Source organism: Micrococcus sp. FDAARGOS_333 (assembly GCF_002206575.2).
Taxonomy (GTDB): Bacteria; Actinomycetota; Actinomycetes; order Actinomycetales; family Micrococcaceae; genus Micrococcus; species Micrococcus lylae.
Genome location: NZ_NJFJ02000001.1, coordinates 2,343,629 through 2,363,845 on the forward strand (window position 1 = coordinate 2,343,629; position 20,217 = coordinate 2,363,845).

General features: G+C 71.5%; 15 protein-coding genes. 1 reads left to right on the plus strand and 14 read right to left on the minus strand.

The window, feature by feature from the left end; translation table 11 throughout:
- Positions 1-107 precede the first annotated feature (107 nt).
- The 7 genes from CEQ11_RS10370 to guaB all read right to left on the minus strand — a co-directional run bounded on the left by CEQ11_RS10370 (position 108) and on the right by guaB (position 10,474).
- Positions 108-341: a hypothetical protein gene (locus CEQ11_RS10370; protein ID WP_088479016.1), complete on the minus strand. Its 234-nt coding sequence runs from the start codon at positions 339-341 to the stop codon at positions 108-110.
- Positions 342-406: 65 nt separating this feature from the next.
- Positions 407-4,171: a hypothetical protein gene (locus CEQ11_RS10375; protein WP_088478557.1), complete on the minus strand. Its 3,765-nt coding sequence runs from the start codon at positions 4,169-4,171 to the stop codon at positions 407-409.
- Positions 4,172-4,317: 146 nt separating this feature from the next.
- Entirely contained in the window at positions 4,318-5,886 is a 1,569-nt protein-coding gene (gene guaA, locus CEQ11_RS10380; RefSeq protein ID WP_088479017.1) for a glutamine-hydrolyzing GMP synthase, read from the minus strand.
- A gap of 171 nt (positions 5,887-6,057) precedes the next feature.
- The gene (locus CEQ11_RS10385; RefSeq protein WP_102957525.1) at positions 6,058-6,615 is read right to left on the minus strand and encodes a DUF3817 domain-containing protein; all 558 of its coding nucleotides are present in this window, start codon (positions 6,613-6,615) and stop codon (positions 6,058-6,060) included.
- Positions 6,616-6,617: 2 nt separating this feature from the next.
- On the minus strand, positions 6,618-7,592 hold the full coding sequence (locus CEQ11_RS10390) for an SURF1 family protein (RefSeq protein ID WP_102212855.1): 975 nt from the start codon (positions 7,590-7,592) through the stop codon (positions 6,618-6,620).
- Positions 7,593-7,683: 91 nt separating this feature from the next.
- Complete coding sequence (locus tag CEQ11_RS10395) at positions 7,684-8,820, minus strand: GuaB3 family IMP dehydrogenase-related protein (protein ID WP_067191937.1); 1,137 nt, start codon at positions 8,818-8,820, stop codon at positions 7,684-7,686.
- A 109-nt stretch (positions 8,821-8,929) separates the two neighbouring features.
- Positions 8,930-10,474 carry an IMP dehydrogenase gene (guaB, locus tag CEQ11_RS10400; RefSeq protein WP_067191936.1) on the minus strand — a complete coding sequence of 515 codons (1,545 nt, stop codon included), beginning with the start codon at positions 10,472-10,474 and terminating at the stop codon, positions 8,930-8,932.
- A gap of 230 nt (positions 10,475-10,704) precedes the next feature.
- Here guaB and CEQ11_RS10405 point away from each other — a divergent pair, with 230 nt between their 5' ends.
- A complete protein-coding gene (locus CEQ11_RS10405) occupies positions 10,705-12,174 on the plus strand; it encodes a dicarboxylate/amino acid:cation symporter (protein WP_088478559.1) in 1,470 nt (489 codons plus the stop codon).
- Between the two features lie 77 nt (positions 12,175-12,251).
- On the opposite strand, the gene groL is transcribed toward CEQ11_RS10405, so the two are convergent.
- From groL to CEQ11_RS10440, 7 genes are all read right to left on the minus strand, one after another.
- Positions 12,252-13,856 (minus strand): chaperonin GroEL, encoded by a 1,605-nt coding sequence (gene groL, locus CEQ11_RS10410; RefSeq protein WP_088478560.1) that lies wholly within the window; start codon positions 13,854-13,856, stop codon positions 12,252-12,254.
- 107 nt (positions 13,857-13,963) lie between these two features.
- Entirely contained in the window at positions 13,964-14,260 is a 297-nt protein-coding gene (gene groES, locus CEQ11_RS10415; protein ID WP_067191682.1) for a co-chaperone GroES, read from the minus strand.
- A 290-nt stretch (positions 14,261-14,550) separates the two neighbouring features.
- The gene (locus tag CEQ11_RS10420) at positions 14,551-15,306 is read right to left on the minus strand and encodes an ABC transporter ATP-binding protein (RefSeq protein WP_088478561.1); all 756 of its coding nucleotides are present in this window, start codon (positions 15,304-15,306) and stop codon (positions 14,551-14,553) included.
- A complete protein-coding gene (locus CEQ11_RS10425) occupies positions 15,303-16,376 on the minus strand; it encodes an iron chelate uptake ABC transporter family permease subunit (protein ID WP_088478562.1) in 1,074 nt (357 codons plus the stop codon). Before CEQ11_RS10425 ends, CEQ11_RS10420 begins: the two co-directional genes overlap by 4 nt.
- Positions 16,369-17,388 carry an ABC transporter permease gene (locus CEQ11_RS10430; protein WP_102957526.1) on the minus strand — a complete coding sequence of 340 codons (1,020 nt, stop codon included), beginning with the start codon at positions 17,386-17,388 and terminating at the stop codon, positions 16,369-16,371. Before CEQ11_RS10430 ends, CEQ11_RS10425 begins: the two co-directional genes overlap by 8 nt.
- Before the next feature lie 65 nt (positions 17,389-17,453).
- Positions 17,454-18,503: a siderophore ABC transporter substrate-binding protein gene (locus CEQ11_RS10435; protein ID WP_088478564.1), complete on the minus strand. Its 1,050-nt coding sequence runs from the start codon at positions 18,501-18,503 to the stop codon at positions 17,454-17,456.
- Between the two features lie 219 nt (positions 18,504-18,722).
- Complete coding sequence (locus CEQ11_RS10440) at positions 18,723-20,084, minus strand: class I SAM-dependent methyltransferase (RefSeq protein WP_088478565.1); 1,362 nt, start codon at positions 20,082-20,084, stop codon at positions 18,723-18,725.
- Positions 20,085-20,217 lie beyond the last annotated feature (133 nt).

Below are 20,217 nucleotides of genomic sequence, written 5' to 3' on the forward strand. Positions count from 1 at the left end.
CGTTCCGCTCTAGAGCATGCCTCTCATGCTCCGGATCGGAACGAGGGCATCGTCGTCGGGTGCCGACGCCCGGTTCGGCGCCCCGTTCAGCCCCAGTGCCGCCCCGTTCAGCCCCAGTGGGGCGGACGCTGGTCGAGGATCCACCGTCCGCGCGCGTCCGTCTCGGCGGGGCCACCGGTCCCCGGGACGACGGCGTCGCTCGCCTCCGCGTTGAGCCCCACGATGCGCGGCTCGGCACCGTCCGCTCCCGCCGGTCCCGTGCCGGGCGCCGAGGCGCGGCGCGGGCCACGGCGAGGCTCGGCCGGCTGCGCCACCGCAGGCCGGCGGTCCGCACCGGTCATCGCGCTGTCCCTCTCAGCGCCGACCGACCCCGACCGCTCCGGCCCCTCCGGCGCCGGGTCCCCGCTCACTGCTGTGCGTCCCCGTCCTCACCGGTCCAGCCCGGGTGCGCGGCGTCGGCGTCCACGCCGAGACGGTCGGCGTAGCGGTCCGCCAGCACCTCCGGGTCCGCGAACACGTCGATGGTCCACTGGGTGACCGGGTCCCAGCCACGGGCCTCGAGGGCCTCCGGCAGCAGGCGGGACCGTTCGCGCACGGTCAACGCCGTGTAGGTGTCCGCGCCGTCCGAGGCGAGTGCCAGCGGCGCGGACTCGCCCTGCGGGTCCCACACGGCCATGTCCATGACGGACCCGAACAGCGGCCACACCTTCGCCCCGTGTTCGCCGAGGCGCCGGATGAGGTCCTGGTTGAGCGGGTTCGGCACGCCGACGCCCGGCGCCTGCTGCTCCTTGCCGAAGTAGGCCTGGAGGATCCGGTAGAAGTCCAGGGCGCCGCCGGAGAGGCGGTCCTCCTCGAGGTCCTCGGCACGCAGGGCGGAGACGAGGTGCATGCGCTCCCGGGCGCGGGTGAAGGCGAGGGCCACCATGCGGGCGCCGTCCGGGTCGGAGAAGGCACCGAAGTGGTGGACCACGCGGCCGTGCGGGGTGCGGCCGTAGCCGTGGGTGAACACGACCTCGTCGCGGACGATGCCGGCGGCGCGCACGACCGGGGCGATCACGAACGGCTCGCGGGCGTCGTCGTCACCGCGGCCGCGGGACAGGAAGTCCAGGGCCCACTGGTTCTTCGCGGCGGTGGCGCGCACCGCGGCGGCGACCTTCCGGGCGTGCTGCTCGGAGACCGTGATGACGGCCAGGGACTTCTCCGGGCGGGTGCGGATGTGCTCGAACACCAGCTCGACCGTGCGGGTCACGTCCGCGACGGTGGATACGACGGCGTCACCGCCGGTCAGCGGGATGCCGGTGCCGTCCTCGAGATAGTGGGCCACCACGGGGCGGTCGCGGCCGGTGAGCTCGCCGGCGTGCGGGACGGCGTCCAGGGCGCCCTCGTAATCCGCGGCGGACAGGATGCGCACGAGGGTGCGTTCAAGGCCGCGGTGCATGGTGCGCAGCGGCACGCTCGGCAGGACCTGCTCGAGGGCGCTGTGCGCGGAGGTGAGCGGACGCAGCGGGCCGGCGGTGGCCGTGGGGTCCACCGAGACCTGGAACGGCTGCGGGCGGCCGAGCACCGGGTCTCCGAAGGCGATGACCTGCTTCGCACGGGTCAGGGCGCCCATGGCGGAGGCCAGCGAGGTCGCCGCGGACTCGAGCAGGATCACCGCGTCAGCCTCCCACTCGTCGCCGAACTCCGTGAGGGCCATCGGCGAGGTGGTGACCACCGGCACCAGCGGCTGAAGCAGCTCGGGGGCGAGGGTGGTCAGCCCGGAAACGGTGACGCTGCCCTGCTTGAGCATGGTGCGCAGCACGGAGGCGTCGGCGCGGAAGCGGCCGAGGGCCTCCTTCCACTGCGTGCCGAGGTGATGGCGCAGGCGGGCGGCGCCGGAATCCAGGTGGGCCCGGTCCAGCTCGCGGTAGCGGCGCTCGACGCCGGTGAGGGCCGGGCCGTCCATCATGGCCAGGAAGTCGTCGCCGGAGATCATCGCCTCAAGGGCGGACTGCCACCAGGCGAGCTCGAGCTCGCTGGTGAGGCCGGCCGTCGGCACCTCGCGACGGTGCAGGTCCTGGAGCAGCTCGTCCAGGCCGTGGTCCCGGAGCTGGTCCAGCACGAGGGTGCGCTCCGGCAGGGAGGCGAGGGTGTCGCGGTCTGCGACGAGGCCGTCCACCAGCGCGGCGAGCTCGTCCACGTCCCGGTCCACGAGCTGCACGTCCTCGGTCTGCTCGGCGGCGAGGACCTCCTGCAGGCGGTCGAGACGGTCCACGACGTCCGCGACGGCGTCCAGGGCGCGGTCGGTGATGCCCGGAGCGGTGGGGGTGGACGGCCCTCCGGCGAAGCGGGCCCAGACGGCCTGCTGCTCCTCGACCTGGACGAGGGCGGCGTGCAGGTCCTCCGGGTGGATGCCCGGACGCACGACGTCCTTGGCGGCGCGGCGCAGGCGGGCGCGGGTCACCGAGGACATCTCCACCATGTGGCCGCGGCGCCACGAGCTCGAGGCGGTGGCGGCCACCATGGCGGGCACATCCTGCGCGTAGACCTCCGGGGTGAAGGTCTGCAGGGACCGGCGGACGGCGTGGTAGAGCTCGACCTGCTCAGCCCAGCCGGCCACGGTGTCCGCCGGGCGCAGGCCGGCCTCGCCGGCGGCGGACTCGACGGCGCGGCGGGCGATCGCCAGGCGCGCGGCCAGCTCCTCCGCCAGCTCGGTGGCCGCCTCGGTCTCCTGGACGTTGCGCACGCGCGCACCGAACCAGCGGGACTGCGTGGAGGCGGCGGAGAACGCGCCGAGTTCGCCGGCGCGGACCAGCTGTTCGGCCACGGCCTGGCGGTTCACGGTGGAGTCCAGCACGGAGCGGTTCAGGCGCACAGTGGTGGACGGGGAGGTCGGCAGGGAGGTCAGCGCGGCGAGGGCCTGCATGGCCTGGTACGGCGAGCAGCCCCACCGCGGACGCACGTGGTGCAGCGAGGAGACGTGCTCGGACAGGCGGGCATGGTGCGCGGCGAGCTCCTGCTGGAGCGGGCCGGTCTCCGGGTCCGGCGCCCGCTCGGCCCGCAGCACGGCCTGGACGAGCTGCCGACGCAGCGGCTCGGCCTCCGGGTGGGCCGGTACGTCCAGCACGATGTCCCGCAGTCCCACGGAGTCCAGGCGGTCCTGGAAGTCCTCGAGGGCCGCGGAGCGCTCGGCCACCACGAGCACGCGCTTGCCGTCCCACGCCAGCTGGGCGGCCAGGTTCGCGGCGGTCTGGGTCTGGCCGGTGCCGGGGGCGGCCTGGACGAGGAACGACTCCCCCGCGAGCGCATGGTCCAGCACACGCTGCTGGGACGGGTCCGCGTCCAGCACGTGGCGCTCGTCCGCGGCGCGGCGCTGGGCCACCGGGAGCAGGCCGGTGTCCTCGAGGCTCCGGCGGCGCGGGACCATGCCGGTGCCGGCGTCGTACAGGGCCTGCACCACGGGGCGGTGCTCCAGGGACTCGGGCACACGGGCCGTGTCCCCCAGGTCCGCGAACGTGGAGATGAGCAGGCGGTGCTCGACCTCGAAGTCGGTGAGGTGGCCGGCCTTCTCCTGCAGCAGGTGCAGCGCCGGGGCCGGCTCGAGGCGGGCCATGGCGTAGGCGGCGTGCCGGAACTGCTCCGGGTCCAGCTCGATGCCGTGGTGACGGCGCAGATTGCGCACGAGCGCCGGGTTGAGCTCGGCGTGCTCGATGATCTGCACCTCCATCTCGTCCCGGCCACGGGCACCACGGCGCATGGCGGTGGCCACCCGGGCGAGCAGCACGGGGGCGGAGCGTCGCTCCCGGCGACCGTCCTCCACCGCGGTCCAGGACGCGACGCCCACGGCGAGGGCGCCGACGTCGATGCCGCGCTCCTCGGACAGCTCCCGGACCTTGGCGCGCAGGGCCAGGGAGACGCTGCGGGCCTGCTCGCGCTCCTCCTCGGACCGCAGCAGCGTGGACAGGCGGGTGCGGCGGCCGAGCATCAGCTGGGACAGGCCGGAGCTGTTGCCCTGCGTGACGTCGATGCTGTTCTGCGCCGACGGGGCGAACCGCAGCATCGTGTCATTCTCGGCCCCGGAGCCCAGCGAGGAGACCCAGGTGGCCGGGTCCGGGCGCTGCTCGTCGCCCGCGGTCTCGCCGGAGGCGGCGGCGCGGGCCCGGTTCAGGCGCGGGAACTGGTGCTCGGTCACGGTCGGTGCGGTCCTTCCTGGTCCACGCGGGGACGGTGCGCGGGATGCGAGGTCGTCGGGCGGTGTCGGACGGGGCGGGAACGGCGGTGCGACCGCCGCGGGCAAGGACCCTCAGGGCCCGAGTCCATGGCGGTCGCCCCGGCCGCTCACTCCCACTCGATGGTGCCCGGCGGCTTGCTGGTGATGTCGAGGACCACGCGGTTGACCCCGTCGACCTCGTTGGTGATGCGGTTGGAGATCCGAGCGAGCACGTCCTCGGGGATGCGCGCCCAGTCCGCGGTCATGGCGTCCTCGGAGGTGACCGGGCGCAGCACGATCGGGTGGCCGTAGGTGCGGCCGTCGCCCTGGACGCCCACGGACCGGACGTCCGCCAGGAGTACCACCGGGCACTGCCAGATGTGACGGTCCAGGCCGGCGGCGGTCATCTCGGTGCGCACGATCGCGTCCGCGGCGCGCAGCAGGTCCAGGCGCTCGGCGGTGACCTCGCCGATGATGCGGATGCCCAGGCCCGGGCCCGGGAACGGCTGGCGCCAGACGATCTCGTCCGGCAGGCCCAGCTCGGAGCCGACGGCACGGACCTCGTCCTTGAACAGGGCGCGCAGCGGCTCGCAGAGCTCGAACTCGATGTCCTCCGGCAGGCCGCCCACGTTGTGGTGCGACTTGATGTTCGCCGTGCCGTCGCCGCCGCCCGACTCGACGACGTCCGGGTACAGGGTGCCCTGCACCAGGAACTTCACGTCCGGGGCGTGCGGGTCGTCCGCGGACTCCCGGACGATGTCCGCCTGGGCCTTCTCGAAGGTGCGGATGAACCGCTCGCCGATGATCTTGCGCTTCTGCTCGGGATCCGTGACGCCGGCGAGGGCGCTCAGGAAGTCCTCGCGGGCATCGACCATGATCAGGCGGGCGCCGCCGGTGGACTCGCCGAAGGCCTTCTCGATCTGTGCGGACTCGTCCTGTCGCATGAGGCCGTGGTCCACGTAGACACAGGTGAGGCGGTCGCCGATGGCGCGCTGCACCAGGGCGGCGGCCACGGCGGAGTCCACGCCGCCGGAGAGGGCGCAGATCGCGCGGGCGTCGCCGATCTGCTCCTGGATCAGGGCGACCTGCTCGTCGATCACGTTCGTGGCGGTCCAGTCCGAGCCCAGGCCGGCGCCCTCGTGCAGGAAGCGGGAGATGACCTCCTGGCCGCGCGAGGAGTGGCCGACCTCCGGGTGCCACTGCACGCCGAAGATGCGGCGCTCGCGGTCCTCGAACGCCGCGACCGGCGCACCGGAGGTGGTGGCGGTGACGGCGAAGCCCTCCGGGGCCGCGGTGACGGCGTCGCCGTGGGACATCCAGACCACCTGGTCGTCGTCCTGGCCGGCGAAGAGCACGGAGTCGGACTCCACGGTCTCCAGGCGCGTCGAGCCGTACTCGCGGGTGCCGGTCCTCGCCACGGTGCCGCCCAGCGCATGCGCGATGGACTGGAAGCCGTAGCAGAGGCCGAGCACGGGCACGCCGGCCTCCAGCAGCGCCGGATCGAGCTGGGGGGCGCCCTCCTCGTAGACCGAGGACGGGCCGCCCGAGAGCACCAGCGCCGCAGGCTTGCGGGCCAGGATCTGCTCGGCGGGGGTCGAGGCCGGGACGACCTCGGAGTAGACGTTGGCCTCGCGTACGCGGCGGGCGATCAGCTGGGCGTACTGTGCGCCGAAGTCCAGCACCAGGACGGTCGGCATCACCTCGGCCAGCTCGGTGGCGTTCTCCTCAAGGGGTGCGTTCTCAGTCACCCGTCCAGGATAGTCGAGCCACCGGAGGCGGGGGGACGACGACGGCCGCGCGCCCGGCTCTGGTGAGCCGACGCCGTCGTGGGCAAGTCTCGGGCGCCCCGCCGGGGCGCCGGGGGCGGGTCAGTAGCGGAGGGCGGCGTCCGGGAAGCGGTGCAGCTCGGCCTCGACGTCCCGGTCGATCTTCTTCTCCACGATGAAGGACAGGAACGGGACCACGCCGCCGCCGGCCATGAGGAACAGCCGCAGCGGGTTCCAGCGCATGAAGTTCCACACGCGGAAGCCGGCGAACAGGTAGACCACGTACATCCAGCCGTGGGCGATCAGGATGGCGCTGGAGAGGTTCACTCCCCCGGTGACCGAGTCCTCCGGGTGGAAGCCGACGGTGTTCTCCACGCCGTCCGCGGTGACCCCGCCGGCGAAGATCTCGTTGCCGAAGCCGTACTTCGCGATCATCTCCGCCACGAGCAGCAGCAGCATGACGCCGGTGATCCACGCACAGACCTTGTAGAAGGTCTTGGCCCCACGGATCTCCTGGCGGGTGCCGGCGAAGCGGCGGCGCGTCTGGGGGCGGGCGGGGGCGGGGCCGAGGTCGTCCTCGGTGATGTCCTCCGGGTCCGGCAGGGTGTCCGGGTCGATCGGCTCGTGGCGGGGGTCCGGGGTCGGGTGGTCCTGGCTCATGCTCACTCCTGGGGTGCGTCGGGGCGTCCGGCCCCGGGGCTGCGGTCTGCGGGGGTCTGGTCTGCGGGGGTCGCCGCGTCGAGGCCGTGGTAGGCGGCGTAGGCGCGGCGGGCCTCCTCCTTGGCCCGGGCCGCCTCGGAACGGCGTCGCTCGAGCTCCTCGGCGCGCCAGGTCCGTTCCCACTCGGCGTCGAGCTCGGCCTCGCGCAGTTCGCGGGCGTGGTCGTCACGGACGAAGCGCCACCACAGGTACAGGGCGAAGCCGGCGAAGATGATCCACTCGACGGCGTAGAAGACGTTGAGCCACACGATGGTGGTCTCGTCCGGCTGCGGCGCGACCCACACCGGCTCCAGGCCGCCCTCGGCGGCGCCGACGCCCACGTCCGCGCCGGCGGCGTCCACGACCTCGAAGGCCGCGACGAACGCGGCGTAGGAGGGCACGTCCCAGAAGTTCGTCAGCTGGGCCGCCGAGAGGCTGTCCACGAGGATGCGGCCGCCGGTGTCCGGCCCGTCCTTCACCCGCGGCAGCGGCCCCTCGGGCGGCAGCAGGCGGCCGGTGACGGTCACCTCGCCCTCCGGGGCGGGGTCGGCCGCGGTGGGGTCCGCGGACCAGCCGCGCACGACCGGCATGACGATGCCCTCGGGGGCGCCCTCCGGCGCCTCGTCCGGGCGGAAGGCGGAGACCACCCAGTAGCCGTCCTCTCCCCGCAGGAGGCGGTTGTCCACCACGACGTCCGTGTCCGGCAGGAAGGTGCCGGAGAACTCGAGCACCTGGTCCGCCTGGGAGGCCAGCAGCGGCTCGGCGGGGCTGATGTGGCCCACGAGCGGGACCGCGTTCTCCGTCTGCTCGCGCGGCGGCGGCGCAGCGGTCTCGGCGCTCTCGAACTGCCACTTGGACAGGTAGACGAACACGCCGGACACCACGATCGTCAGCACGAGCATCAGCAGCCAGAACGGCTTCAGGGCGGTGCGCAGCACGCGGTTCAGCTCCGAAAGGGGGTCGGGGACGGTGGCGGGTGCCGGAGGGGCGGCTCCGGAGGCCCCTGCCGGGCAGGGGCCGGTGCGGGGCTCAGGCGCCGACGGCCGGGTTCACGATGACCTCGACCTTCTGGAAATCCTTGAGCTCGGTGTAGCCGGAGGTCGCCATGGCCGCCTTGAGGGCGCCCATGAGGTTCGTGGTGCCGTCGGTCTGGCGCCCCGGGCCCCAGAGCAGCTCCTCGAGCGGAGCCGCCTGGCCGACGCGGGTGCGGTGGCCGCGCGGAAGCACCGGGTGGGCTGCCTCGCCGCCCCAGTGCCATCCGCCGCCCGGGGCGTCCGTGGCGCGGGCCAGGGTGGCGCCGAGCATGACGGCGTCGGCGCCCATGGCGATCGCCTTGACGATGTCGCCGGAGGTGCCCAGACCGCCGTCGGCGATCACGTGTACGTAGCGGCCGCCGGACTCGTCCATGTAGTCGCGGCGGGCCTCGGCGATGTCCGAGACGGCGGTGGCCATCGGCACGCGGATGCCCAGTGCGCGGCGGGTCGTGGAGGACGCGCCGCCGCCGAAGCCGACGAGCACGCCGGCCGCGCCGGTGCGCATCAGGTGCAGCGCCGGTGTGTAGCCGGCGGCGCCGCCGACGATCACCGGGACGTCGAGCTCGTAGATGAACTTCTTCAGATCCAGCGGCTCCTTGGCGGTCGAGACGTGCTCGGCCGAGACGGTGGTGCCGCGGATGACGAACAGGTCGACGCCGGCCTCGACGACCGTGCGGTAGAACTCCTGCGTGCGCTGCGGGGTGAGCGAGCCGGCCACGACGACGCCGGACTCGCGGATCCGGTTCAGACGCTCGGTGATCAGCTCGGCACGGATCGGCGCGGAGTAGATCTCCTGGAGGCGGCGGGTGACCTCCGGGCTGCCCGGCTCGTCCGGCAGGGAGGCGATCTCCTCCAGCAGGGAGGTCGGGTCCTCGTGACGGGTCCACAGCCCCTCGAGGTTGAGGACGCCGAGGCCGCCGAGCCGGCCCAGGGCGATGGCCGTGTCCGGGGACATCACGGAGTCCATCGGGGCGCCGATCACCGGCATGTCGAACGTGAAGGCGTCGATCTGCCAGGACAGGTTCACGTCCTCGGGGTCACGCGTGCGACGCGCCGGGACCACCGACACGTCGTCCAGGGAGAAGGCCCGACGGCCACGCTTGCCACGTCCGATCTCGATCTCGTTGCTCACCCCTCCAGGGTAGTCGAGAGCCGCGCCGGTGCAGACATGCGACGAGGGGCGGGACCGGTGCGGTCCCACCCCTCGCGGCGGCGCTTTCGGCCGGTGCGGCCGGCCGGTGTCAGTGGCCTCGGTAGTTCGGCGCCTCGACGGTCATCATGATGTCGTGCGGGTGGGACTCCTTCAGCCCCGCGGCGGTGATGCGCACGAAGCGGCCCTGCTCCTTGAGCTGGGGCACGGTCTCCGAGCCGGTGTAGAACATGGTCTGGCGCAGGCCGCCCACCAGCTGGTGGACCACGGCGCCCACCGGGCCGCGGTAGGGAACCTGGCCCTCGATGCCCTCGGGGATCAGCTTGTCCTCGCTCGGCACGTCGGCCTGGAAGTAGCGGTCCTTGGAGAAGGAGCGCTGGCCGTTGCGGGTCTGCATGGCGCCCAGGGAGCCCATGCCGCGGTAGGCCTTGAACTGCTTGCCCTGGTAGAAGACCAGGTCGCCCGGGGACTCTGCGGTGCCGGCGAGCAGGGAGCCGAGCATCACGGAGTCGGCGCCGGCCACGAGGGCCTTGCCGATGTCCCCGGAGTGCTGCAGGCCGCCGTCGGCGATCAGCGGCACGCCGGCCGGGATCGCGGCCTTGGCGGCCTCGTAGATGGCGGTGATCTGCGGGACGCCGACGCCGGCGACCACGCGGGTGGTGCAGATGGAGCCCGGGCCCACGCCGACCTTCACGGCGTCCGCCCCGGCGTCCACGATGGCCTTGGCCCCGGCGTAGGTCGCGGCCTGGCCGCCGATGACGTCCACGTGCCGGGCGGACTTCTCCTTCTTCAGGCGGGCGATCATGTCCAGCACACCGTGGGTGTGGCCGTTCGCGGTGTCCACCACGAGCACGTCCACGCCCGCCTCGACGAGCGCCATGGCGCGCTCCCAGCCGTCGCCGAAGAAGCCGACGGCGCCGCCGACGCGCAGGCGGCCCTCCTCGTCCTTCGCGGCGTCCGGGTACTTCAGTGCCTTGTCGAAGTCCTTGATGGTGATCAGGCCGGTGAGGCGGTCCTTGCGGTCCACCAGCGGCAGCTTCTCCACCCGGTTGTGCGAGAAGAGCTCGAGCACCTCCTCGCGGGAGATGCCCTCACGGGCCGTGACCAGCGGCATGCGGGTCATGGCGGTCTCGACCGTGCGGGTCTGCCACTCTTCCTGCGGGATGAAGCGGGTGTCCCGGTTGGTGATGATGCCCAGCAGGGTGCGGTCCTCGGCCACCACCGGCAGGCCGGAGACGCGGTACCGGGCGCACAGCTCGTCCAGCTCGGCGAGGGAGGCGTCCGGGCCGATGGTCACCGGGTCGGTGATCATGCCGGACTCGGAGCGCTTCACGCGGTCCACGTGGGAGGCCTGGTCCTCGATGGACAGGTTGCGGTGGATGATGCCCATGCCGCCCTGGCGCGCCATGGCGATGGCCAGCGGCGCCTCGGTCACGGTGTCCATCGCCGCAGAGATGATGGGGATGTTGAGGCTGATCCGCCGGGTCAGGCGCGTCGAGGTGTCGGCGTCGGCCGGGATGACGTCCGTGGCGTTCGGCAGCAGCAGGACGTCGTCGTAGGTGAGGCCGAAGAACCCGAACGGGTCGGCGGCGGTGGCGACGGGATCCGGCGACGGACCAGAGGACGTGACGTTCACGGGCGCAGAACCTTTCGAGCGGGAGACGGCATCAGGCATCGGCGCGCAGCACCGGTGCCTGACAGTCTACGACCGCGCACACACGGGGCGGCCGCGGGGTGGGGAAGCTCACCTGCCGCCGTCGGCCCGCCCGACGGCCCGAGCACGTCGCCTGGTGTCCACGATCACGACTGTTGCCCTGGATGACCCCCGGGCCGCCCCCTGCCCCGCACCCGGCCTATCGTCGCCCGATGACTTCGCAGAACGCCTCCCCCACGCCCCCGCGCTCGGACGCCGCCGAGCAGACGGCCGCGCGTGCCTCCGACCGCCCCCGACCCTCCGCCTGGTACACGCGCTTCGGCCCGCAGATCCTCATCGCCTTGGTGGTGGGCCTGGCCCTGGGCCTGCTCGCCCGCGCCACCGGCCACACCGAGGACACCCCCACGTGGCTGGGCGAGGGCCTGGCCACCCTGGGCTCGTCCTACATCTCCCTGCTGCGCGCCACCGTGGTGCCGCTCGTGTTCTTCGCGGTGGTCGCCTCGATCGCCAACCTGGCGCAGGTGACCAACGCCGCCCGCCTGGCGGCGAAGACCCTGCTCTGGTTCGCCCTGACCTCGCTGGTCTCCGTGCTGATCGGCATCGCCGTCGGCGCCGTGGTGCAGCCGGGCGTCGGCACCGGACAGCAGGCCCCCACCGACTACACCGCCCGCGAGGTCGGCTGGCTCGACTTCCTCAAGGGCCTGATCCCGGCGAACTTCCTCGGTCTGGAGGCCTCCGCGTCCGTGGCCGAGTCCGGTGCCGTCTCCGTCTCGCCGAGCTTCAACGTGCTGCAGGTGCTGGTCGTCTCCATCGCCGTCGGCGTGGCAGCGCTCAAGGTCGGCGCGCAGGCCGAGCCGTTCCTGTCCTTCTCCCGCTCCGTGCTGGCCGTGATCCAGAAGGTCCTGTGGTGGATCATCCGTCTGGCCCCGTTGGGGACCGTGGGCCTGCTCGGCAACGCGGTGGCCTCCTACGGCTGGACCACCATGGGCACGCTGGTGAAGTTCGTGGTCGCGATCTACCTCGGCCTCGCCCTGGTGCTCTTCGTGCTCTACCCGGCCCTGGCGAAGCTGCACGGCCTCTCGGTGCGCCAGTACTTCTCCGGCGTGTGGCCGGCGGTGCAGCTCGGGTTCGTGTCCCGCTCCTCCATCGGCACCCTGCCGGTGACCCAGCGCGTGGCCGAGCGGAACTTCGGCGTCCCCACCGGCTACGCCTCCTTCGCCGTGCCGCTGGGCGCCACCACCAAGATGGACGGCTGCGCCTCGATCTACCCGGCGATCGCCGCCCTGTTCGTGGCGCAGTTCTTCGGCATCGACCTCTCGCTGGGCCAGTACGCGCTGATCGTCCTGGTCTCCGTCCTGGGCTCGGCCGCCACCGCGGGCACCACCGGCGCCACCGTGATGCTCACGCTGACCCTGTCCACCGCGGGGCTGCCGCTCGAGGGCATGGCCCTGCTGCTGGCCGTGGACCCGATCGTGGACATGGGCCGCACCGCCACCAACGTGGCCGGCCAGGCGCTCATCCCGGCACTCGTGGCCAAGCAGGAGCACATCCTCGACCTGGACCGCTACAACGCCGAGCGCGCGGACATCATGGAGGACGAGGAGGAGATCGTGGACGCCCGCCGCCACGATGACACTCGTCCCACTGAGCACTCGCGACCGCTGAGCACTCGCGCCCGCTGAGCATCCACCTCGACGGCGACGCCCCCGCACCCTCTGCCGAGGGTGCGGGGGCGTCGCCATGCCTGACGGAAGGGGCGTCAGTGCTGGTGGTCGTCCTCGTCGTCCTCCGGCTTGTCCGCCACGAGGGTCTCGGTGGTGAGCACCAGGGCGGCGATGGAGGCGGCGTTGGCCAGGGCCGAACGGGTCACCTTCACCGGGTCGATCACGCCGTCGGCGATCAGGTCTCCGTACCCGCCGGTCTTGGCGTTGAAGCCCTGGTTGGGCTCCATCTCCGCGACCTTGGAGACGACCACGTAGCCGTCCTCACCGGCGTTCTGGGCGATCCAGCGCAGCGGCTGCTTCAGGGCCTTGCGGACGATGTCCACACCCACGAGCCCGTCGTCGGTCAGGCTCTGGACAGCTTCGTCCTCGTCCAGGACAGCCAGGGCGTTGATGAGGGCGGTGCCGCCGCCGGCGACGATGCCCTCCTCCAGGGCCGCACGGGTGGAGGACACGGCGTCCTCGATGCGGTGCTTGCGCTCCTTGAGCTCCACCTCGGTGGCGGCGCCCACGCGGATCACGCCGACGCCGCCGGCGAGCTTGGCCAGGCGCTCCTGGAGCTTCTCCCGGTCCCAGTCGGAGTCGGTGGCGGCGGCCTCGGCCTTGATCTGGGCCACACGGGCCTCCACCTCGTCGGCGGCACCGCCGCCGTCCACGATGGTGGTGGAGTCCTTGGTGACGGTGACGCGGCGGGCGGTGCCCAGCACGTCCAGGTCGGCCTGCTCCAGCTTCATGCCCAGGTCCGGGGAGACCACCTGGGCGCCGGTGAGGATCGCGATGTCCTGCATCATGGCCTTGCGGCGGTCGCCGAAGCCCGGAGCCTTCACAGCCACCACGTTCAGGGTGCCGCGGATCTTGTTGACCACCAGGGTGGACAGGGCCTCGCCCTCCACGTCCTCGGCGATCACGAACAGCGGCTTGTTGGACTGCAGGACCTTCTCCAGCAGGGGCAGCAGCTCCTGCACATTGGAGATCTTGCCGGAGTTGATGAGCACGTAGGCGTCCTCGAGGACGGCCTCCTGGCGCTCGGCGTCGGTCACCATGTACGGGGACAGGAAGCCCTTGTCGAACTGCATGCCCTCGGTCACGTCCAGCTCGGTGGAGGTCGTGGAGGACTCCTCGATGGTGATGACGCCGTCGGTGCCGACGGTGTCGAAGGCCTGCGCCAGCAGCTCGCCGACCTCGTCGTTCTGGGCGGAGATGGCGGCCACGTGGGCCACCTCCTTGCCCTCGACCGGACGGGCGTTCTCGAGCAGGCGGCGCTCGACGGCGTCCACGGCGGCCGCGATGCCCTTCTTGACCTCGTTCGGGGCGGCACCGGCGGCCACCTGGCGCATGCCCTCGTTGACCAGGGCCTGGGCCAGGACGGTGGCGGTGGTGGTGCCGTCGCCGGCGATGTCGTTGGTCTTGGTCGCGACCTCCTTGGCGAGCTGGGCGCCCATGTTCTCGTAGGGGTCGTCCAGCTCCACCTCACGGGCGATGGTCACGCCGTCGTTGGTGATGGTGGGCGCGCCCCAGGCCTTGTCCAGGACGACGTTGCGGCCCTTGGGGCCGAGGGTGACCTTGACGGTGTCGGCGAGCTTGTCGATGCCGGCCTGGAGGGCGCGGCGTGCGTCGTCGTTGAAAGCCAGCTGCTTGGCCATGACGGACGCTCCTTTCATTCAGGGAGTCAGAGGGTGCGAAGACGCGAGGGGCCCGGGGCGCGCGCACCGGTGCGGTGCGCGCCGCTCGCCGGGCCCGTCGCGGCGGGTCACTTGGTGACGACAGCCAGCACGTCACGGGCGGAGAGCACCAGGTACTCCTCGCCGTTCACCTTCACCTCGGTGCCGCCGTACTTGGAGTACAGGACGACGTCGCCCTCGGCGACGTCCACCGGCACGCGGTTGCCGTTCTCGGCGACGCGGCCCGGGCCGACCGCCACGACCTGGCCCTCCTGCGGCTTCTCCTTGGCGGTGTCCGGGATCACGAGGCCGGACGCGGTGGTCTGCTCGGCCTCGAGCGGGCGGACAACGATGCGGTCCTCGAGGGGCTTGATGGAGACAGACATGCTGCACACTCCTTCTTCTTCGACTCGTCACTGCCGAACCGTCGTCGCGGGTGCCGGATGGCAGAGGTGTTCTGGATTCTTGGCACCCGGAGGGCCCGAGTGCCAACATCCATGACTCTAGGAACCCGCCTGGCACTCGGTCAAGGCGAGTGCCAGCTGTCCGCTGTGGGCGTGCACGCGCGTCTGCCTGCGGCCTCGCCGGGGCACGACGACGACCCCTCAGCTCCGCCCGTCCCCGCGCCGGGGCGGGGGCACCGGAGGGGAGGGGGCCGTCGTCGCCGACGCAGTGCTCAATAGTAGACGGCGAGCGGACCGGCGGGGCCGTCCACGACCTCGAAGGGCGTGTGGAAGATGCCCTGGAGCACATCCGGGCGCATGATCTCGGCCGGGGTGCCGACCGTGGAGACACGACCGTCGTTCATGGCGACGATCTGGTCCGCGTAGGCGGCGGCGAAGTTGATGTCGTGCATGACGATCACCACGGTGCGGCCAAGGACGTCCGCCGTGCGGCGCAGCTGCTTCATCATCTGCACCGAGTGCTGCATGTCCAGGTTGTTCAACGGCTCGTCCAACAGCACGTAGTCCGTGTCCTGTGCCAGCACCATGGCCACGTAGGCACGCTGGCGCTGACCGCCGGAGAGCTGGTCCAGGTATCGATTCTCATACGCGGTGAGGTTGAGGAAGTCGATGGCCTCGGAGATGTACTTCTCATCCTCAACCGTGATGCGGCCCCTGGAGTACGGATAGCGGCCGAAGCCCACCAGCTGGCGGACCGTGAGGCGGGTGATGAAGTGATTCTCCTGGCGCAGGATCGCCAGGGTCTTCGCCAGCTCCCGGGACGGGGTGCCGGTGATGTCCCTGCCGTTCACCGTGATGGTGCCGGAGTCCGCCTCCTGGAGACGACCCATCATGGTGAGCACGGTGGACTTGCCGGCGCCGTTGGGGCCGACCAGGGCGGTCACGCCGCCGGCGGGGATCTCGAAGGACACCGGGCCGATGGTCGTCTCGGCGCCGTAGGTCTTGGAGACGTTCTCGAGGGTGATCACAGACGGCCCTTCCGCATGATGACGAACAGGAAGACGAGTCCGCCCACGAGCTCGATGATCACCGTCACCGCGCCCTGGGCGTAGAAGACGTGCCGCAGCACGAAGTAGGCGGTGGAAAGGATCGCATAGCCGATGAGGAACGCGACCGGCAGCACCAGCCGATGGTCGTAGGTGTCCGTGGCCGAGTAGGCCAGGGTGGCCACGAGGAACCCGAGGAAGGTCATCGGACCGATCAGGGACGTGGTCATGGACATGAGCACGGACACCAGGAAGAGCGAGACCATGACCTCCCGCTTGTGGTTCAGCCCCAGGTTGTTGGTCACGTCTGCACCGAGCGCCACCAGGTTCATGCGGCGTGCCCGCAGCCAGATCACCAGGCCGGTCACCGCGACGATCGGGATGACGTACTTCAAGTTGGCCGTGTCCGCGTTGCCGATGTTGCCGAACAGCCGGGCGGTGAGCAGGTCGAACTCGTTGGGGTCCATGATGCGCTGCATGAAGGAGGACAGCGAGCCGAGGCCGCCGCCGATCACGACGCCCACCAGCAGCATGATGTGGATCGATCCGAGCCGGCCGGAGAGCAGCCACGTGTAGAGCGCCGTGGCGAACAGGACCATGGCGCCGGCCTGGAGGAAGAACTGCGATCCCCCGGCGAAGAGCGTCAGGCCCGCGGCACCCAGGAAGAAGACGGTGGCGGTCTGGATGACCGTGTACAGGGCCTCGAAGCCCATGATCGAGGGCGTGATGATCCGGTTGCCCGTGGCGGTCTGGAAGGAGACCGTGGCGAAGGCCTGGCAGAACGCGACGACGGCGATCACCACCAGCGCGTCCATGCGCATGCCGACGATCAGCTCGAAGGCACGGGTGCCCGGGGCGGCCTTGTTGTCCCAGAGCAGGATGCCGAGGGTGGAGCCGGCCGAGACCAGAACGAGCACCGCGACCAGCAGGATGTACCGGGTGCGGTGGCGGGAGTCGGTGAACGGCCCGGACTGGCGCGGCCTGTCCGCCGAGGTGGCGGGGGCCTGCGCGGAGTCCGGTCCGGCACTGGTGGTCTTGAGCACGTCAGGCACCGCGGCGCCTCCTCACGAGCAGGAACACGAACACGCCGGCGCCGACGATGCCCAGGATGAGGGACACGGGCACCTCGAACGGGGCGATGACCACGCGGGCGAGGATGTCGCAGACGCCCACGATCCACACGCCGACCATGCACACCCACGGCAGGTTCGACCGCAGGTCGTCGCCGCGGACCATGGACACCAGGTTCGGCACCACGAGCCCGAGGAACGGCAGGGAGCCGATGACCACGGTGGTCACACCGGTCACCAGCGCCACCATGGTGACGCCGGTGAAGACCACCGCCGTGTAATTGAGGCCGACGTTCGTGGCGATGTCCTTGCCGAGGCCCGCCACGGTGAAGCGGTCGGCGATCACGAACACGGCCACGAGGACCACGAGGGTGGCCCACATCGGCAGGTAGCGGCTGCCGACGATGGACGTGAAGGAACCGTTGAACCACTGCCCCACCTGCTGGAGCATGTCCGTCTCCAGGGCCAGGAACGTGGAGGCCGCCCCCACGACGGCGCCGAGCATGATGCCCACGATCGGCACGATCAGCGAGGACTTCAGGGTCACCCGCCGCAGGAAGAGGAAGAACACGAGCGTGCCCGCCAGCGCGAACACGATGGCGCCGACCATGCGGACCATCAGCGGGGCACCCGGGAACAGGATCAGCGTGACGAGCAGGCCCAGCCCGGCCCATTCGGTGGTGCCCGTGGTGGTGGGCTCCACGAACCTGTTCTGCGTCATCAACTGCATCACCAGGCCGGCCATCGCCATCGCGGACCCGGCGAGCACCAGGGAGACCGTGCGCGGCACGCGGGTGGTCTGGAACATCGCCCAGCCGCCCTCGGCGTTGACCACGTCATAGACGCCCACGAAGAGGGACGTCAGCACCACCGCCAGGGTGATCAGTCCACCGACCAGTAGGGGCCATGTCCGCTGCCACCGGGTCTTCGGCTGCCGTGCCGGCACCGGGGGGACCCAGCAGAAGCGGTCGTCACCGTCCGCGGCGCGGGCCATGGGGTCACGGCGAAGCGCCGGGTCCGTGGCCCGACCCGGCGCCTGCGTGCTCGTGTGAGCGGAAGTCATGCCTTGTTCTCGAACGCGTCGGCGATCTCGTTCATGAGGATCGTGTAGTTCTGGATGTCCTCAGTGAGGTAGAAGTTGTTCGGCAGGTAGATGATCTGATCCTTCTTCACTGCCGTGACGTCCTTCAGGGCCGGGGACTGCTTGATGAGCTCCTCCGCGGTGGAGTAGTCGGCCTCCTTCGAGGCGCTCGTGGCCGCGTCGCGATCCATCACGATGATCCAGTCCGGGTTCGACTGTGCAATGGCCTCGACCGAGATGTCGTCTCCCATGTGGTTGGTCGAGCCGTCCTGCTCCAGGGACGGGGTCAGGCCGAGGATGTCGAACACCGGGCCGACCGCACGACCGGTGCTGGGAGCCGCGTAGGCGAGGTTGCCGCCGGAGGCGATCAGGCCCATGACGGTATCGTCCTTGTCATAGGCGTCCTTGGCGCGCTCGATGGAGGAGTCGAAGTCCTCGATCAGCTTCTTCGCGTCGTCCTGGTGGCCGAAGACGTCGCCGAGCAGGGTGGTGTGCTGCTTCAGGGCCTCGTCCGTCTGGAAGTCCTCGGCCTCGGTGTCGATGTCGGTGTCCACGAGGGCGGCCTCCGGAGCCAGGCCCTTGATGTCCTCCTTCATGCCGGAGAACCGCTGGCCGTTGATGATCAGGTCCGGCTCGGCGGTGACGAAGCCCTCCATGTCCGGCTCGCGATGGGAGCCGAGGTCGTAGACGTCGTCGTCTTCCTCATAGGAGACCCCCGTGCCGTTCATCAACGCACGGGGCGCGGCGGAGAGCTCGATGCCCCAGTCGTCCAGGGTGCGGAAGGAACGGTTGTCCGTGGCGATGACGCTCTGAGGGTCCTCGGGCAGCGTGATCTCCTCACCGGCCATGTCCGTGACGGTGGCGGCGGGGGTGCCCTGCTCTGCCTGCGAGGCGGAGGCGGAGGAGCCGGTGCTCGTGGAGGAGGAGGAGGAGGAGGAGGAGTCGCCTCCTGCACAGGCGGACAGCACCAGGAGGGCGGCGGCGGAGAGGGCGAGAGCGCCGGTGGCGCGCTGGCGGAAGAAGGCCATGGAAGTGGTCCCTTTGCATGACAGGCCGGATTCAAGGTCCGGCGGTCGGTGTGTGTGATGGCGAGGCCCTTAGGTCAGGCATGCCTTACCTCGCCCGATTAGCGTACATGACTGTTTCGTATTGACCCAAGTGCTTTGCTGCAGATCACAGCAGCCCCTTCTGACCTGGCCCTTCTCTGAGGCAACAGCGCTCGACGGCTCAGCGCGGCACGCCTCATTTCAGAGCGGCGTCACCTCGAGGGCCACCTTGGCCTCGCCCACTCGGGCCAGCACCAGCGTCGCGTGCCGCCCCTCGGCCCGTCCCGACGACGGCCCCGCCGCTGTCCTGGACCGGGCCGCCTTCTTCTTTCCCCCGCCTCCCAGCAGCTGGGCGCGCAGCTGCTCCGGGGTGACCGAGACGCCGCGCTTCTTCACGTCCAGACGGGTCACTGCGGTCTCTCGGGCCCACCGCTTGAGGTACTTGATGTTCAGCGGGTGGACGGCCTCGATGCGGTAGCCGTCGGCGAGGTCGGTCCGCAGCGCGTCGTCGGCGACGAGGTACGCGAGGTGGGCGTCGAGCATCCGAGTGCGGTGACCGCCGTCGTGCCAGCGGGCGCCGAGGTCCGAGACGAGCCCGGCACGGATGACCGCACCGTCCGGTTCGTAGAGGACGGCATCGGGCAGCGCGGCCAGCCCCGCCTCGCCGACCTCGTCGAGCGAAGGCGAGCCGTCCCGGTCCACGGCGCTGACGATCTCCGCCGAGGTGCCGGCGCGCTCTCCGCGCGTGCGCAGCACCAGGGCGGCCCGGCGGACGCCGGGGCGTGCCAGCGAGCCGGTGTAGAGGCAGACCTCGGTGACCTCGCCGTCCGCGGAGACCCACTGCGCCTCCGCACCGGCGGGAATGGCCCCGTGGGGCAGGCCGGGGCCGAGCTTCACGGCCAGACGGTGACCGGCCTCCGCGAGCACGAAGACGTCGGTCAGAGTCGGCGAGAAGGCCTCCGGATCGAACACACGCACGGCGGATGCGGCGCCGGTGACCTGACGCCGGGCCGGGTCGAGCCAGAGGGCGTCGACCTGCTCGGCATGGGCCGCGGCCCAGGCGATGCCGTCGGCGTGGAGGACCTCGGCTCGGGGGCTGCCCGCGAGGTTCGCGGCGGCGGCCGCGGCCACCGTGGCGTCCCGTTCCACAGCGGTGACGCGCAGGCCTACGCGGGCGAAGGCGAGGGCGTCCGCCCCGATGCCGCAGCCCAGGTCCGCCACATGCTGCACCCCTGCTGCGGCCAGGCGGGCGGCGTGGTGCTCTGCCACGACCAGGCGGGTGGCCTGCTCGAGTCCGTCACGGGTGAGCAGCAGCTCCCATGCGTGCGGGCCCAACTTGGCGGCGGCCTTCGCCCGCAGGGACAGCTGAGTGAGCACGGCGGCCACCGTCTCGGCGGAGTGGCCGGCCGCCCGCAGGCGGGAGGAGGTCGCCAGCGGGTCCGCGGCGTCCTCGGCCCGCAGCGAGTCCAGCAGAGCCCGCCCGTCCGGGGCGAGGACGGGGGCGAGCGCCGTGACGTCCGGGACCGAGTCCGCGGCGGCGGCGCGAGAGGTCGACACGCTCATGGAACCCACTCTACGGACCCGTTCGGCAAGGGCCGACGGCGGGCCGAACCCGGCGCACCGACGCCTCAACCGCCACCCGTGTGGCCGCCCTCCAGGCACAGGCCCCGCTGTCCCCCCAGGTCACAGGCGCCAC

Excerpts from the sequence above, each read along its gene's own strand:
- CEQ11_RS10440 (WP_088478565.1), bottom strand. The coding sequence starts at position 20,084 with ATGAGCGTGTCGACCTCTCGCGCCGCCGCCGCGGACTCGGTCCCGGAC.
- groES (WP_067191682.1), bottom strand. The coding sequence starts at position 14,260 with ATGTCTGTCTCCATCAAGCCCCTCGAGGACCGCATCGTTGTCCGCCCG.
- CEQ11_RS10405 (WP_088478559.1), top strand. The coding sequence starts at position 10,705 with ATGACTTCGCAGAACGCCTCCCCCACGCCCCCGCGCTCGGACGCCGCC.
- CEQ11_RS10385 (WP_102957525.1), bottom strand. The coding sequence starts at position 6,615 with ATGAGCCAGGACCACCCGACCCCGGACCCCCGCCACGAGCCGATCGAC.
- guaA (WP_088479017.1), bottom strand. The coding sequence starts at position 5,886 with ATGCCGACCGTCCTGGTGCTGGACTTCGGCGCACAGTACGCCCAGCTG.
- CEQ11_RS10435 (WP_088478564.1), bottom strand. The coding sequence starts at position 18,503 with ATGGCCTTCTTCCGCCAGCGCGCCACCGGCGCTCTCGCCCTCTCCGCC.
- CEQ11_RS10430 (WP_102957526.1), bottom strand. The coding sequence starts at position 17,388 with ATGGCCCGCGCCGCGGACGGTGACGACCGCTTCTGCTGGGTCCCCCCG.
- CEQ11_RS10370 (WP_088479016.1), bottom strand. The coding sequence starts at position 341 with ATGACCGGTGCGGACCGCCGGCCTGCGGTGGCGCAGCCGGCCGAGCCT.
- groL (WP_088478560.1), bottom strand. The coding sequence starts at position 13,856 with ATGGCCAAGCAGCTGGCTTTCAACGACGACGCACGCCGCGCCCTCCAG.